Source organism: Aeromonas sp. QDB03, from assembly GCF_027707985.1.
Classification (GTDB): Bacteria; Pseudomonadota; Gammaproteobacteria; order Enterobacterales; family Aeromonadaceae; genus Aeromonas; species Aeromonas hydrophila.
Map to the genome: position 1 here is coordinate 394,540 of NZ_JAPCJG010000002.1, position 15,762 is coordinate 410,301.

Genomic DNA, 15,762 nt, shown 5'->3' on the forward strand with positions numbered 1-15,762 from the left:
CAATCCTCACACCGGTGGATGGAAATGGCTGGCCTCGCGGGTGGCCATCTCCTCGTAGGTGGCCCACTTCTGCCACGCCACTTGTTGTGCCACCTGCATCAGCCGCTCGGCCTCCTGTGGATGGCTCTGGGCCAGCACCCGATAACGGGTCTCCTCCTGCCGGTATTCGGCAAGCGGGATGGAGGGGCGCAGGCTGTCGAGGCTGAAGGGGTTCTGCCCCGCACAGCGCAGTACCGGGTTGTAGCGCATCAGCGGCCAGTGACCGGAGGTCACGGCGCGTTTTTGCTGGGTCAGGCCAAACTCCATGTCGATGCCGTGGGCGATGCAGTGGCTGTAGGCGATGATAAGCGACGGGCCCGGATAGGCTTCGGCCTCACGCAAGGCCTGCAGCGCCTGCTGCGGGTTGGCCCCAAAGGCGATGCGGGCAACATAGACGTTGCCGTAGGAGATGGCCTGCAAGGCCACGTCCTTCTTGGCCAAGGTCTTGCCCCCCGCCGCGAACTTGGCGACGGCACCGAGCGGGGTCGATTTCGACATCTGGCCGCCGGTGTTGGAGTAGACCTCGGTATCCATCACCAGCACGTTCACATCGCGTCCAGAGGCGAGCACATGATCGAGCCCCGCCGAGCCGATGTCATAGGCCCAGCCATCGCCACCGATGATCCAGACCGAGCGGCGCACCAGCTGATCGATAAGCGACAGCAGCTCGCGGGCTTTGCCGGATTTCACCTCTTCCAACCGTTCCCGCACTTGCGCGACCCGGGTGCGCTGGGCACGGATCTCCGACTCCAGCCGCTGCGGTGCGCTGACAAGTGTCTCCACCAGCTCGACCCCGATCTCCCCCTTCATCGCCTGCAAGGCTGCCATCGCCTGACCGTGATGCTGGTCGGCGGTGAGACGAAAACCAAAGCCAAACTCGGCGTTGTCCTCAAACAGCGAGTTGGACCAGGCCGGCCCCTTCCCTTCGCCGTTCTTGGCCCAGGGGGTGGTCGGCAGGTTGCCGCCATAGATGGAGGAGCAACCGGTGGCGTTGGCCACCAGCATGCGGTCACCAAACAGCTGGGTCAGCAACTTGAGGTAGGGGGTCTCGCCACAGCCGGCGCAGGCGCCGGAGAACTCGAACAGCGGTTCGAGGAACTGGGTGCCGCGCACGGTGGAGAAATCCACCCGCTCGCGGGCAGGCCAGGGCAGGCTTTCGAACCAGCGCAGCGCCTGTTTCTGGCCAGTCAGATGGGGCGCCTTGTCCATCATGGCGATGGCACGCTCGCCTTCATGGCTCTCATCCGCTCCGGCCCGCACCGGACAGGCCTGCACACACTGACCGCAGCCGGTACAATCCTCCGGATAGAGCTGCAAGGTGTAGCGACTGTCGGGGAAGCCCTTGGCGGTGACGGGTACCGACTGCGCCGCCTCGGGGGCGCTCGCCAGCCAGTCCTGATGGTAGAACTTGGCCCGCAGCGCCGCGTGGGGGCAGACAAAGACGCAGTTGCCGCACTGGATGCAGATATCCGAGTGCCAAATCGGGATCTCGCGGGCGATATCCCGCTTCTCGAAGCGGCTGGTGGCGGTGGGGTAAGTGCCGTCCACCGGCAGCATGGAGACCGGGATGCGATCGCCACGCCCCGCCAGCATCTCGCCGGTGACGCGCTGGACAAACTCGCTGCCCCCCGGTGCCAGCGGCAGCGGATAATCGCTGATCTGCTCCTCACCGGCTGGGATGGCCACCCGGTGCAGATGGGCCAGGGTGTCATCCACCGCCGCGAAGTTGCGCGCCACCACCTCGGGCCCCTTGCGGGCATAGCTCTTCTCGATGCTCTCCTTGATAAGGGCGATCGCCTCGTCCCGCGGCAAGATGCCGGCCAGCGCGAAGAAGCAGGTCTGCATGATGGTGTTGATGCGATTGCCCATGCCGTTGCGCTCGGCGACCCGATCGCCGTCGATGCAATAGAGTTGGATATTGAGGGCACGGATGCGGGCGCGCAGCCGCTCGGGCAGCTCGGCCCAGACCCGGTCGGGCTCATGGGGGGCATTGAGCAGCAGGGTCGCCCCCTCGGCGGCGAACTCCAGCAGATCCACCGATTCGACAAAGCCCCACTGGTGGCAGCCGATAAAGCTCGCCTGCTCGATAAGCCAGGGGGCGTCGATGGGCTCGGGGCCAAAGCGCAGGTGGGAGACGGTGCGCGAGCCCGACTTCTTGGAGTCGTAGACGAAGTAGCCCTGGGCGTGGAACCCCTCCAGCTCGCCGATGATCTTGATGCTGTTCTTGTTGGCGCCCACGGTGCCGTCGGCACCAAGGCCGAAGAAGAGTGCCCGCACCCAGCTGGCGGGCTCAAGATCACCGATGGGGTGCCATGCCAGACTGAGGCCCGACACATCATCGACAATCCCCACGGTAAAGCGGGGGCGCGGCGCATCGGATGCCAGCTCCTCGAACACCGCCGCGCACATGGCGGGGGTGAACTCTTTGGAGGAGAGGCCGTAACGGCCGCCACTGAGCCAGGGCAGGCGCTTGATAAGGCCGCGCTGCAAGCCGTCGATGAGGGCGCTCTGCACATCCAGCAACAGCGGCTCGCCGCCGGCGCCCGGCTCCTTGGTGCGATCCAGCACCGCCATGCGGCGCACGCTCTCGGGCAGCGCATCGAGCAGCGCCTGTACCGGGAAGGGGCGATAGAGGCGAATGACCAGCACCCCGGTCTTGCGATCCTGCCGGTTGAGCCAATCCACAGTCGTGCGAGCGGTGGCCGCCCCCGAGCCCATCAGCACGATGACGTCGGTGGCATCCGGGGCGCCGTGGTACTCCACCAGCCGATAGTGACGGCCGGTCAGCTCGCCGAGGCTCTCCATGCACTGCTGCACCCGCGCCGGCACCGCCTCGTAGAAGGGGTTGACGCTCTCGCGGGACTGGAAATAGGTGTCGGGGTTCTGGGCGGTGCCGCGCATCACCGGATGATCCGGGTTGAGGGCCCGCGCGCGGTGGGCGCGCACCCAGTCGTTGTCGATCAGCGCCCGAATTTCATCTTTGTGCAGCGCAGTGATCTTGTTCACCTCGTGCGAGGTGCGAAAGCCATCGAAGAAGTGGATGAAGGGCACCCGGCACTGCAGGGTGACGCTGTGGGCGACCAGGGCCAGGTCCTGCGCCTCCTGCACCGAGCCGGAGGCGAGCATGGCAAAGCCGGTGCTGCGCGCCGCCATCACGTCCTGATGGTCGCCAAAAATCGACAGCCCCTGCGCCGCCAAGGATCGGGCAGCCACATGGAACACCGCCGAGGTCAATTCGCCGGCGATCTTGTACATGTTGGGCAGCATCAGCATCAGCCCCTGACTGGCAGTGAAGGTGGTGGCCAGCGCCCCCGCCTGCAGGGCGCCGTGTACCGTACCGGCCGCTCCCCCTTCGCTCTGCATCTCCACCACCGTGGGGATGTTGCCCCACAGGTTGGTCTGCCCCTCCGCCGCCCAGGCGTCGGCCAGTTCGGCCATGGTCGAGCTCGGGGTGATGGGGTAGATGGCACACACTTCGCTCAGCTGATACGCCACCCGGGCCGCGGCTTCGTTGCCGTCGACCATGATCAATTCATGTTTCATTGGGACTCCTCCGGTTGGCGCAACTCGATGGCGTGGCAGGGACACTGGTCATGACAGGCACCGCAGCCGGTGCAGAGTTCGGCATCCACCTGATACCCCAGACCCGGCCCCAGCTTGGCGATGGCCTGCTCGGGGCAGCTGCCATAACAGCCGTCACACTCGAAGCAGTTGCCGCAGGAGTAGCAGCGCGCCGCCTCGTAGCGGGCCGCCGTCTCGTCCAGTCCGCCGATGATCTCGCCAAAGTCGTCCCGCGCCGAGGGCGGTTTGACCGGCTGGCTGCTGGCGGGGGCATGGGTCTGGAACCAGAGCTGCAACTGCTCGGGCCCCACCAGCGGGTAGGAGAGCGGCTTGTGATAGAGGCGACCGCGCAGCCAGGCATCCATGTGGCGCGCCGCCTTCTTGCCATGGCCGGTGGCGATGGTGACGGTACGCTCGGAGGGCACCATGTCACCGCCGGCAAACAGACCCGGCACGTCCGTCATCAGGTTCTCGCCGACCTGCACCACCCCCTCCTTGTTGACCCGCACGCCGGGGATGCTCTCCAGCACGCTCAAGTCCACTTCCTGACCCAGCGCCAGAATGAGGGAGTCCGCTTCGAGGGTTTCAAACTGGCCGGTGGGCACCGGCTTGCCCTCGGCATCCAGCGCCATCACCTCCACTTCAATACTGGTGCTGTCGAGCTGGCGGATGGTGCGCAGCCAGTTGATCTTGATCCCCTCCTCCTCGGCCTCATCGGCTTCGAAGGCGTGGGCCGGCATATGATCCCGGTCGCGGCGGTAGATGATCATCGCCTCCTCGACCCCGAGGCGGCGGGCGGTGCGGGCCGCGTCCATGGCGGTGTTGCCGCCACCGTAGATGGCTACTCGTCGTCCCAGCTTGGGCGGCGGCAAGCCTTTCTCCTCCGCCAGGCTCGCCTGCTCGAGGAAGCTCACCGCATCGAGGATCTTGCCCGCTTCCCGGGCCGGAATGTCGACCCGCTTGGCCAGATGGGCGCCGATGGCCATGAAGACGGCGTCAAAGCCCCCCTCATCACGCTCGCGCAACACATCCTCCACCTTGTGGTTGAGAGTCAGCGTCACCCCGGCAGCGACGATGCGGGCCACCTCCCTGTCTAGCATCTCGCGGGGCAGGCGGTAGGCGGGAATGCCGAAGCGCAGCATGCCGCCGGCGAGCGGGCCCGCCTCGCGGATCTCCACCTGATGGCCGAGCCGATTGAGGTGCCAGGCGCAGGAGAGACCGGAGGGGCCGGCACCGATCACCAGCACCTTCTTGCCGCTGGCGGGTGCGGGGGGCGCAGGCTGCCAGCCACGGGCCAGCGCCTCGTCACCGAGGAAGCGCTCGATGGCGTGAATGGAGACGGCATCATCCACCTGAGCGCGGTTGCAGGCCGTTTCGCAGGGGTGATAACAGACCCGCCCGTGGACTGCAGGCAGGGGATTTTCTTCGATCAGTCGTTGCCAGGCCGCCTCAAAGCGGCCCGCTTCGGCCAGGGCAAGCCAGGCCTGGATGTTCTCGCCAGCCGGGCAGGCATGGTTACAAGGTGGCAGGGCCGGCCGCCAAACGGGTAGCCGAGTACGGACCGGGCCTGTTCCCGTTTTCTGGGAGAGATCCGGCTGTGGGGTCATATCCAGTTGTTTGCTCATACATTGCTTTCTTCTTTTTGTGTGACAGGCCCCATCCGAATGCGCTTGATACCGTTTTGCCTGGGCAGACGGTGGCCGGAGGGGGAAGAAGCGAAAGCGTTAGAAACTGGAAGCTGACTCGATAATGGACTGATTTGTGTACCGAATGACGGATCAGGATCAAAAAATGTTGCACTTTATGAGGTATGGAGTGCACAACGTGACCCGTGTAACATCTTGCCCGTCTGCAGGAGTCACCGCTCGGGCTCGCGCCCCGCAAGCAGCGCCAAGCCGTTCTCCGGCCCCGTGAGCTGGCCGCATCAGGCCCCCCTCCTGCAACGATTGCTGCACGGAACAGCTCCCGTTATCTTGTCTCCTGCACTGGAACCACCACAGCACAAGGACCCGGCCATGCCCAAGCTCGCCAGCATTCATCTCTATCCCATCAAGTCCACGGCAGGCATGCCACTGACCCGCGCCCTGGTCACCGAAGAGGGGCTGCAGGGGGATCGCCGCTACATGGTGGTCAAGCCGGACGGCAGCTTCATCACCGCCCGCACCCATCCCCAGTTGCAGCAGGTAGTGGCCACCCCCATCGAGGGTGGTCTGCAGCTACGCTATCCGGGCCTTGACCCCCTCATCCTGCAAGAGCGGGAGTTTTCCCGCACCCCTCGGGCCACCGGGGTCTGGAGCGACAGCTTCAGCGCCCTGCAGACCCAGCCCCAGGCCGATCAGTGGCTGAGCCAGGTGGCGGGGGAGCCGGTTCAGCTGCTCTGGCTCGGTGAAGAGTCCGCCCGCTTTCGGGAGAAGACCGGCACCCGGGTCAGCTTTGCCGACGGCTATCCGCTGCTGCTGATAAGCCAGGCTTCTTTGGAGGATCTCAACCTGAGATCCGACGCGCTGCACCAGATGAGCCAGTTTCGCACCAACCTGGTGGCGAGCGGCACCCTCCCCTTCGAGGAGGACAGCTGGAAACGGATCCGCATCGGCGAGGTGGAGTTTCGGGTCGCCAAGCCCTGCAGCCGCTGCATCATGACCACGGTGGAGCCGGGCACGGATCGCTTCAATGCCCTCAAGGAGCCGCTGGCCACCCTCACCCGCTACCGGCGCGGCGAGGATGGCGAGGTCTACTTCGGCCAGAACCTGGTGGCCCTCAACGAGGGTTGGATTGAGGCGGGCAGCGAGATAGAGGTGCTGGAGCGCGCCCGCGCCCCCGTCTACCCCAACGCGGCCCCGAAAAAACGGGAGCTGGTGTGCGTGGCCCGCGAGCCGCTGGCGCGGGATCTGGAGACCTTCTGGTTCGAGGCGGCCGATGGCGAGCCCCTGCCCGACTATCTGCCGGGCCAGCATCTGCCCATCAGCCTGGACATTGGCCTGGGTCTGCGGCGCGAGCGTCTGCAGCGCCGCTATACCCTGAGCTCCACGCCGGAGCGGCCCGAGCGTTACAGCATCAGCGTCAAGAAAGTGGGGGGCGGTCGCATCTCCCACTGGCTGCACCAGCAGCTGCAACCCGGCGACCGATTGCTGGCCGCAGCGCCGGCCGGCGAGTTTCACCTAGGCACCGGGCGCACCCTGCTGCTGCTCTCGGCAGGCTCGGGGGTCACACCCATGCTCTCCATTGCCCGCACTCTGGCCTTGCGTGGGGAGCTTGGCGATGTGCACTTTATGCACCTGTGTCGCAGCGAGGCGGATATTCCCGCCGCCGCCGAACTGCACGCCCTGGCGCAGCAGGGGATGACCCTCACCCTGATCCTGAGCCAGCCCGAGGCGCACTGGCAGGGGCTCAAGGGACGGCTCGGCGATGAGCACCTCAAACAGGTCAAGCAGCTCGCCGAACGGGAGGTGTTTATCTGCGGCCCTCACGGCTTTATGGCCGATGCGGCCGCCAGACTGGCCGCCCTTGGCGTGCCCGCCGAGCGGATCCGCCAGGAGAGCTTTGGCGGCGCCATCCTCTCGGTGGCGCGCCCCCACCAGGCGGTGCAACTGCGCATCGGCAAGCAGAGTTTTGCCGGCAACAATCAGGGCACCGTGCTGGATCAGGCCCACAAGCAAGGGGTGGATCTGCCCTGGAGCTGCCGCGCCGGCATCTGCGGCAGCTGCAAGCAGACCCTGCTCGCAGGTGAGGTGGATCATCCCGACGCCCCAGCCATCACCGCCGCCGAACGGGCCGAGGGCAAGATCCTCACCTGCTGCGCCGTGCCGCTCACCGACCTTGTCATCAAATAAGGTGATCGAGCAGCGATAACCCCACCGGCCGGGTGCCCGCTCCTGGCCGTTTTCTCCCTGTTTCGGTACGCTCTCCCTCGCCCCCACCTTTTCTCCAAACCACCGCAACCTTGCCGGGCCCCGCTCCTATACTCACAGCAACAACAACAAAACCCCTCCGACGTAGCGGCCTTTGCCGTCTGACCAAGGGGGTTATCCGGTGAGAATAAGGACGCTCAAACCATGGAACAGAACAGACCCGCCTTTCAGCTCAACCTGCTGCTCTCCGTCGTCACCCTGATCCTGCTGTCGCTGGTATTTTTTGCCTACAGCTGGTCAGGAACGCAACTCGAGCAGAGCTATCAGCAACGCTATCAATCCTATCTGCTGGCCGATGAACTGCGGCAATCCTCCGACGACCTGACCCGCCTCGGCCGCACCTACGTGATCACCAAGGATCCGGCCTACGAACAGCAGTACATGCGGATCCTGGCCATTCGCAACGGGGAGCAAAACCGGCCGCAGGGCTACAACCGCATCTACTGGGACTTCGTCGCCGCCAACGGCCAGAACCCGCGGCCCGACAGCCAGGTGCGCCGTGGCCTCATCGACCTGATGAAGGACACCGGCTTTACCGAAGAGGAGCTGGCCAAGCTCAACGAGGCCAAGAACAACTCGGATGCCCTGGTCAACACCGAGGTGGCCGCCTTCAAGCTGGTGCAGCAGACAGACGGCGATCTGGTCGCCAACCAGCAAAAGGCCATCGCCATGATGCATGACAAAGCCTATCACCAGAACAAGGGGCGCATCATGTCCCCCATCGACGACTTCTACGTCCTGATGGAACACCGCACCCAGCAGGCGGTGGACGACGCCGCCAGCCAGTCCGCCATGCTGCGCTACCTGTTCATCGCGCTGGGTCTGGTGTTGATGTTTTTCCTCTGGCGCACCTACAAGGCGCTGCTCGACCTGGTCGGCACCTCGGTCGACCAGCTCAGAAGCGATCTCAATCACCTGGCCGAGGGGGACTTCTCCCAGCCGATCAAGGTGCCAGCCGGTGCCAAGGAGAGCCTGATCGGCCTGCTCGCCACCATGCAGGGCACCCTCAAGGGGATCATCGCCCAGGTCTCCCACTCCAGCGAGGAGCTCTCCGGCTCGGCCGACAGCATCGCCCAGATAGCGGAGCAGACCGCCCAGTTCGCCACCTCCCAGCAGACCAGCACCCAGACCATGGCGGCCGCCATCGAGGAGCTGGTGGTGAGCATCAGCCATCTCTCTGACAACGCCACCCACGCCGACGAGCTGAGCAAGGTCTCCGCCAACACCCTGGCCGAAGGCTCCGGGGTCATCAAGCAGACCCTCGACAGCATCCAGAGCATCTCGGATACCGTCTCCAACGCCGCCAGCAGCATCGCGGATCTCAACAGCCATACCCAGCAGATCTCTGAGATCATCGAGGTGATCCGCGGCATCGCCGATCAGACCAACCTGCTGGCGCTCAACGCCGCCATCGAGGCGGCCCGGGCTGGCGAGCAGGGACGCGGCTTCGCGGTGGTGGCCGACGAGGTGCGCAACCTCGCCAGCCGCTCGGCCGCCTCCACCCAGCAGATCACCGGCATGATCGGCAAGATCCAGAGCGGGGCGGATGCCTCCATCCGCAGCATGGAGAACACGGTCAACAACGTCTCCCGCGGGGTGAGCCTGGCCAGCCAGACCGGCGAGGCCATCGCCAGCATCCAGAACCACGCATCCAACCTGACCGGCCTGATGGGGGAGATCAGCCACACCCTGCGCGAGCAGTCCACCGCCGCCAACGAGGTGGTCTCCACCGTCGGCAACATCACCTCCCTCTCCGAGCAGTCGGGTGACGCAGCCCGCCATGTCTCGCAGGAGGCCGCCAAGCTCAAGCAGCTGTCACGGCTGCTGCGCCAGGAGATGGCCCACTTCAAGCTGTAGCTGCGCGCACAAAGCAAAACGGCTGCCCGAGGGCAGCCGTTTTCATTGGTACGGAACGCTTAACCGCGCAGGGCGGCGATGCGCTGCTCGATGGGCGGGTGGCTCATGAACAGCTCGCTCATGGAGCGCTTGCCGTTGATGCCGAACGCCATCATGGAGCCTTCCAACTGCGGCTCGGCACCGCGGGAGAGGCGCTGGAGCGCGGCAATCATCTTGTCGCGACCGGCCAGCTTGGCTGCACCGGCGTCGGCGCGGAATTCACGCTGACGGCTGAACCACATGACGATGATGGAGGCCAGCACGCCGAACAGCATCTCCAGCACGAACACGGTGATCATGTAGGCAAAACCACCGGTGCTGCTGCTCTCTTCGTCGTTGTTGGAGCTGAAGAAGTTGCTGATGACGCCGGCCACGATGCGGGCGAAGAACATCACGAAGGTGTTCACCACCCCCTGGATCAGGGTCAGGGTCACCATGTCGCCGTTGGCCACGTGGCTCACCTCGTGGGCCAGCACGGCTTCCGCCTCGTCACGGCTCATGCTGTAGAGCAGACCGGACGACACGGCGACCAGCGAGTCGTCACGGCGGGCGCCGGTGGCGAAGGCGTTCATCTCGGGGGAGTCGTAGATCCCCACTTCCGGCATCTTGATGCCCGCTTCACGGGCCTGACGGGCCACGGTACTGACCAGCCAGTGCTCGGTCTCGTTGCGGGGTTGCTCGATGACCTGGACGCCATAGCTGCGCTTGGCCATCCACTTGGACATCAGCAAGGAGATAAAGGAACCCCCAAAACCGAACACGGCGCAGAACACCAACAGCCCGGAAATGCTGGACTTGTTGATCCCCAGAACCGAGAACAGGATATTGAGTACCACCCCCAGCACCAGCATGACGGCCAGGTTGGTCACCAGGAATAGCATAATTCGCTTCATATTGACTCCTTGTGAGATATGGACGCGTGGCCCGTCACCAGTTCGCTGCCGGTCGGGCCACACCTGTCACGCATAATAGACAGTTTCTATGAATGTTCGCTGAATGTCAGATTCAGAGCAGGGGCGAAATGTCGAGTCGCCCGCGCAGATCAGCCTCGAGCGGATTGTTTACAAAGGGTATTTCACCCAAAAATGGGGCCGGCAGCAAGCCCCGCAGGGTGTCCAGGTTTTCCTGATAGTGGCTCATGGAGCCGTGCAGCCGGTTGATGACCCAACCCGCCACCGGCAGGTTGTTGTTGCGAATGGCGGCGAAGGTGAGCAGGGCATGGTTGAGACAGCCTAGTTTGGCCCCCACTACCATGATGACCGGCATGTTCTCCTGCTTGACCCAGTCCGACAGCAGATGTTTGCGATCGAGTGGCAGGAACCAGCCCCCCGCCCCCTCCACCACCACCAGCTCGGCCCCCGCCTGTTCAATCTGGCGCAGCCCGTCCGACAACCCCTTCAGGGTAATGGCATCGCGCGCTTCGCTGGCGGCGATATGGGGCGCGATGGGCGGCTCGTAGGCGTAGGGATTGACCAGATCGTAGGGCAGCGACAGGCTCGCCGCCTCCTGCAGCAGCACGGCATCAAGATTGCGCAGCCCGTCCGGGGTGCGGGCACAGCCGGCGGAGATGGGCTTGTAGCCGGCGCAGCGCAGACCGTGCGCGGCGAACTCCAGCAACAGGGTGCGGGCGACCAGCGTCTTGCCCACATCGGTATCGGTGCCGGTGACAAAGAAGGATTTAACCATGATGACTCCTCAATACGGGGCCGCTGCCCGGGCTCGCGATGGCGGGCAGCGGCTTCTCAATTCTCTCGGCCCATGAGACCGGTTAGCGGCGGATCAGCTGGCCGAGGCACACCTGATAGCTGGCGGCCAGCAGGCCGTCCGGTTGGCGATGGGCTTCATAGGCCTGGCTCAGGCGCTGCAGACGCTGGCGACTGCTCAGTCCGGTATGACGCTCGTCATTGACCTGGCTGGCGCCGATCCCCTTGAGATCACGCAGCAAGCCGTTGAGCTCGGGGTAGCCGAGCGACCAGGTCAGGCTCTCCAGCGCCGGGGCGGCAAAACCGCCAGCGGCGATGGCATGCTGCAATTGTGGCAGGCTGAGGAAGCGATTGACATGATCACACTCGTCAACCGTGCGCCAGGCCTCACGCAATTGCCAGAGCGACTCGGCCAGCAGGGTGGAGAACAGCAGCCGGCCGCCGGGTTTGAGCACCCGGTGCAGCTCGGCAAAGGCCTGGGCCGGTCGCTCGCACCACTGCAGGGCCAGGCTGGAGAAGACCCAGTCAAACGTCTCGTCGGCAAAGGGAAGCTGCTCGGCATCGCCGCACAGCAGGCGGGCGCCGCTGCCGCGAAGGGCCGCTTGCGCCAGCATGCCGGGAGCCAGATCCAGCCCGGTCAGCTCGCTGCAGCGCCCGGCCAACGCCGGCAGGAAGAAGCCGGTGCCACAGCCCAGATCCAGCCCGCTCACTGTCAGATCTGTGCCAACTTGCCTGTCCGGCATCCGCTCAAGCAGCGCCTGCCCCACCTCCTGCTGGAAGCGGGCGTGGGCGTCGTAGTGACGGGCGGCGGCGCCGAAACGGCGGGCAAGCTGAGCCTTGTCGACCGCCTGAAAACGCTCATGGAGCATGGGTGCCCCCTCTCTCGTCGTCCGCCGGGCAGGGACCGAGGGCATCGAGCAGCCGATCCACATCCTGTTCACGGTGGGCCGCGCTCAAGGTGATGCGCAGCCGCGCCGTGCCGACCGGCACCGTGGGCGGGCGGATGGCGCCAGCCCAGACGCCGCATTCGCGCAGCCGCTCGGCCAGTTGCAGGGCAGCGATGCTTTCCCCCACCAGCAGCGGCTGGATGGGGGTAGCGCTGGCACCGAGTTGCCAACCCAGCGCCTGCGCCCCTTGCCGAAAACGGATGATCAGCTGGCCAAGCTGGGCGCGGGCCTCGTCGGCGGCGCGCACCAGCGCGATGCTCTGGCGCACGGCGCAGGCCTGGGCAGCCGGCATATGGGTGCTGTAGACATAGTGGCGGGCGAAGTTGACCAGATACGCCACCAGCTCGCGACTGCCGCCCACAAACGCGCCAGCCACCCCGAGCGCCTTGCCAAAGGTGCCCATCTGGATGTGCACGCTGGCAGGAGCAACCCCCTGCGCCGCCAGGGTGCCGCGCCCTTGTGGCCCCAGCACGCCGAGGCCGTGGGCATCGTCGATCATCAGCCAGTTGCCGCTCTGGGCGGCCAGGGCTGCGAGCTCGCGCCAGGGGCCCTGATCACCGTCCATGCTGAATACCCCCTCCGAGACGATCAAGCCTCGGTTTGGCTCAAGCTGCCGCTCAAGAGCCGCCATGTCGTTGTGACCGAAGCGCTTCATCTTGCAGGGCAGCTGGCTGCCCATCTCCTGCAGGGAGGCGTGATTGAGCTTGTCCTGCCACAGCAGGTGCTCCTTTCCGAGCAGGGCCTTGAGCACCGCCTGATTGGCGGAAAAGCCGCAGTTGAACAGCAGCACGGCCTCCAGCCCCAACCAGTCAGCAAGGGCCTCTTCCAGCTGTTGGTGGGCCCGGCTGTAACCGGTTACCAGCGGCGAGGCGCCGGCACCCGCACCATAGTGGTCGACTCCCTCCTGGAAGGCGGTCTTGATGGCGGGGTGATCGGCAAGCCCCAGATAGTCGTTGGCGGAAAAGTTGAGGTAATCGCGCCCGGCCACCCTGAGCCGTCCGCCACTCGCGCCGTCGGTCGCGATGCGGCTGCGCAGCAGGCCTGCCTGCTCGCGTTCGGAGAGCGCCGCGCTCAACCCAAAAGGGCCCGTGACTGCAGGGCCGTTCATGACCGCGCGGCCCCTGCACGGGGGCGGGTGGCGTCATAAAACATTTCGGCGGGCTCGCTCTGGCGACTCACCTCGGCCAGCAGCTCCTCTTCTTGTACTTGATCCGGCTTCTGGGCCCGCTGGGCGGGGCGAATGCCGAGCCGCTTGAACAGCTGCATGTCGCTGTTTTCGTCCGGGTTGGGGGTGGTCAGCAACTTGCAGCCATAAAAAATCGAATTTGCCCCCGCCATAAAGCACATGGCCTGCATCTGCTCGTTCATCTTCTCCCGCCCGGCGGAGAGGCGCACGTGGGAGGCCGGCATCATGATCCGTGCCACGGCGATGGTGCGGATGAATTCGAACGGATCGAGGTTCTCCTGGTTCTCCAGCGGCGTCCCCTTCACCTTGACCAGCATGTTGATGGGCACGCTCTCCGGGTGGCGCGGCAGATTGGCCAGCGCCATCAAGAGGCCCGCCCGATCTTTTGCCTGCTCGCCCATGCCGACGATGCCGCCGGAGCAGACCTTCATGCCGGCGCCGCGCACATGCTCCAGGGTATCGAGCCGGTCCTGATAGGTGCGGGTGGTGATGATGTCGCCGTAAAACTCCGGCGAGGTGTCGAGGTTGTGGTTGTAGTAGTCAAGGCCGGCTGCACCGAGGCGCGCCGCCTGATCGGCGGTGAGCATCCCGAGCGTCATGCAGGTCTCCATGCCGAGCCCGCGCACCTCTTCAATCATTCGCAGGATGTAGGGCATGTCCTTCTCTTTGGGGTTGCGCCAGGCGGCCCCCATGCAGAAGCGGGACGAGCCGTTGGCCTTGGCTTCGCGGGCCCGCTCCAGCACTTTCTCCACCTCCATCAGCCGCTCGGCCTCAAGGCCGGTGTGATAACGGGCACTCTGGGGGCAGTACTTGCAATCCTCCGGGCAGGCACCGGTCTTGATGGAGAGCAGGGTGCTCACCTGCACTTCGTTCGGATCGAAATGGGCGCGGTGGACGGTCTGGGCCCGGAACAGCAGGTCGTTGAATGGCAGGGCAAACAGGGCCTGAACCTCGGCGAGGGTCCAGTCGTGACGAAGGGCGTGAGCGCCCGCGGTGACAGCATTCATACATGGCTTCCAATTGTTATAAGTGGGATCCTGCGCCGCCAGCTTGCATGGGCAAACACAGAAGCCGCCACCCGGCCTGCACCCGAGCCGGGTTGCACGCAGCCAAGTGGCTGAAATTGTTGGCTAGTGTAGAGAGCGCGCGTAGACTGTCAACACCGACCAGATCAAACCAATTGACAACAGAACACAAAATGACCAACCAAGAATTCGACCTGCACCACGTCTGGCACCCCTATACCTCCCTTACCCATCCCCTGCCCTGCTATGAAGTGGCCAGTGCCAGGGGAGTGACCCTCACCCTCAGCGACGGCCGCGAGCTGGTGGATGGCATGAGCTCCTGGTGGGCTTGCGTGCACGGCTATCAGGTACCGGAGCTCGATGCGGCCGCCACCGCCCAGCTCGGCAAGATGTCCCACGTGATGTTTGGCGGCCTCACCCACGCCCCCGCCGTCGATCTGTGCCGCAAGCTGGTGGAGATCACCCCGGCTGGGCTGGATCGGGTATTTCTGGCGGACTCCGGTTCGGTGGCGGTAGAGGTGGCACTCAAGATGGCGCAGCAGTACTGGCACGCCAAGGGGACGCCCAGGGCCAAGTTTGTCGCCCTGCGCGGCGGCTATCACGGTGACACCTTCGGCGCCATGAGCGTCTGCGATCCGGATGGCGGCATGCACGAGCTCTACAAGGGCTTCCTGCCCGAGCACCATTTTGTCGAAGCGCCCAGCTGCCGCTTCCACGCCGAGTGGGACGAGCAGTGCGTGGTGGAGCTCGCCACCCAGGTAGCCGATCATCACGAGGAAATCGCCGCCATCGTGCTCGAACCTATCGTGCAGGGCGCCGGCGGCATGCGCTTCTACCATCCCCGCTACCTGCAGTGGGTACGCGCCCTGTGCGACGAGTTCGGCCTGCTGCTGATTGCCGACGAGATCGCCACCGGCTTTGGCCGCACCGGCCAGCTGTTTGCCTGTGACTGGGCCGGCATCAGCCCCGACATCATGTGTCTGGGCAAGGCGCTCACCGGTGGCTATCTGACGCTGTCGGCCACGCTCACGACCGAGCATGTGGCTCGCACCATCTGTGACGGCAAGGCGGGCGTCTTCATGCACGGCCCCACCTTCATGGGCAACCCCTTGGCCTGCGCCGTGGCCAACGCCTCCATCGAATTGCTGCTCGCCTCGCCGTGGCAGGAGCGGGTCCGCGCCATCGAACACCAACTCAAAACCGAACTGGTGGCGCTGACCCTGCACCCGGCGGTGGCGGATGTGCGGGTGCTCGGCGCCATCGGGGTGGTGGAGATGAAGGAGCGGGTGGACGTGGCGCGCATCCAGCGCAAGTTCATCGAACTGGGAGCCTGGATCCGCCCGTTTGGCAAGCTGGTCTATCTGATGCCCCCCTTTGTCATCAGCCCGGCACAATTAACCGTGCTGACCAACGCCATCACCGCCGCCATCCACAGCGGCGAGTTCTGAGTCAGACGTGGCAGGCCCTGCCCGACCAGGCAGGGTCTTTTGACTCTTT

10 protein-coding genes are annotated in these 15,762 nt (G+C 65.2%); 3 read left to right on the forward strand and 7 right to left on the reverse strand.

The genetic code is table 11. The features are described 5' to 3' along the window. Window positions 1–6: 6 nt before the first annotated feature. Together nifJ and PG900_RS06550 are read right to left on the reverse strand one after the other, a co-directional pair. A complete protein-coding gene (gene nifJ / locus PG900_RS06545; protein ID WP_270831115.1) occupies window positions 7–3,582 on the reverse strand; it encodes a pyruvate:ferredoxin (flavodoxin) oxidoreductase in 3,576 nt (1,191 codons plus the stop codon). After that, window positions 3,579–5,225, reverse strand: a complete 1,647-nt coding sequence (locus PG900_RS06550) for an NAD(P)-binding protein (protein ID WP_270831116.1) — start codon at window positions 5,223–5,225, stop codon at window positions 3,579–3,581. The genes nifJ and PG900_RS06550 overlap by 4 nt, the downstream gene beginning before the upstream one ends. Window positions 5,226–5,615: 390 nt before the next feature. Between PG900_RS06550 and PG900_RS06555 the strand changes: the two genes are divergently transcribed. Together PG900_RS06555 and PG900_RS06560 are read left to right on the forward strand one after the other, a co-directional pair. Then, complete coding sequence (locus PG900_RS06555; RefSeq protein WP_270798616.1) at window positions 5,616–7,430, forward strand: hybrid-cluster NAD(P)-dependent oxidoreductase; 1,815 nt, start codon at window positions 5,616–5,618, stop codon at window positions 7,428–7,430. A 222-nt stretch (window positions 7,431–7,652) separates the two neighbouring features. Continuing rightward, on the forward strand, window positions 7,653–9,365 hold the full coding sequence (locus PG900_RS06560; RefSeq protein ID WP_101614151.1) for a methyl-accepting chemotaxis protein: 1,713 nt from the start codon (window positions 7,653–7,655) through the stop codon (window positions 9,363–9,365). A gap of 59 nt (window positions 9,366–9,424) precedes the next feature. Here PG900_RS06560 and htpX read toward each other — a convergent pair whose 3' ends face one another. From htpX to bioB, 5 genes are all read right to left on the reverse strand, one after another. Beyond that, entirely contained in the window at window positions 9,425–10,297 is an 873-nt protein-coding gene (htpX, locus tag PG900_RS06565; protein WP_011705391.1) for a protease HtpX, read from the reverse strand. Window positions 10,298–10,409: 112 nt separating this feature from the next. Then, a complete protein-coding gene (gene bioD, locus PG900_RS06570; protein ID WP_017410030.1) occupies window positions 10,410–11,090 on the reverse strand; it encodes a dethiobiotin synthase in 681 nt (226 codons plus the stop codon). A gap of 82 nt (window positions 11,091–11,172) precedes the next feature. Continuing rightward, window positions 11,173–11,976 (reverse strand): malonyl-ACP O-methyltransferase BioC, encoded by an 804-nt coding sequence (gene bioC / locus PG900_RS06575; RefSeq protein ID WP_219252426.1) that lies wholly within the window; start codon window positions 11,974–11,976, stop codon window positions 11,173–11,175. Beyond that, window positions 11,966–13,162 carry an 8-amino-7-oxononanoate synthase gene (bioF, locus tag PG900_RS06580; protein ID WP_270798625.1) on the reverse strand — a complete coding sequence of 399 codons (1,197 nt, stop codon included), beginning with the start codon at window positions 13,160–13,162 and terminating at the stop codon, window positions 11,966–11,968. Before bioF ends, bioC begins: the two co-directional genes overlap by 11 nt. Further along, window positions 13,159–14,247: a biotin synthase BioB gene (bioB, locus tag PG900_RS06585; RefSeq protein ID WP_045529651.1), complete on the reverse strand. Its 1,089-nt coding sequence runs from the start codon at window positions 14,245–14,247 to the stop codon at window positions 13,159–13,161. Before bioB ends, bioF begins: the two co-directional genes overlap by 4 nt. Window positions 14,248–14,438: 191 nt before the next feature. On the opposite strand from bioB, the gene bioA reads away from it, so the two are divergent. Beyond that, on the forward strand, window positions 14,439–15,713 hold the full coding sequence (bioA, locus tag PG900_RS06590; RefSeq protein WP_270831117.1) for an adenosylmethionine--8-amino-7-oxononanoate transaminase: 1,275 nt from the start codon (window positions 14,439–14,441) through the stop codon (window positions 15,711–15,713). The last annotated feature ends 49 nt before the right edge of the window (window positions 15,714–15,762 follow it).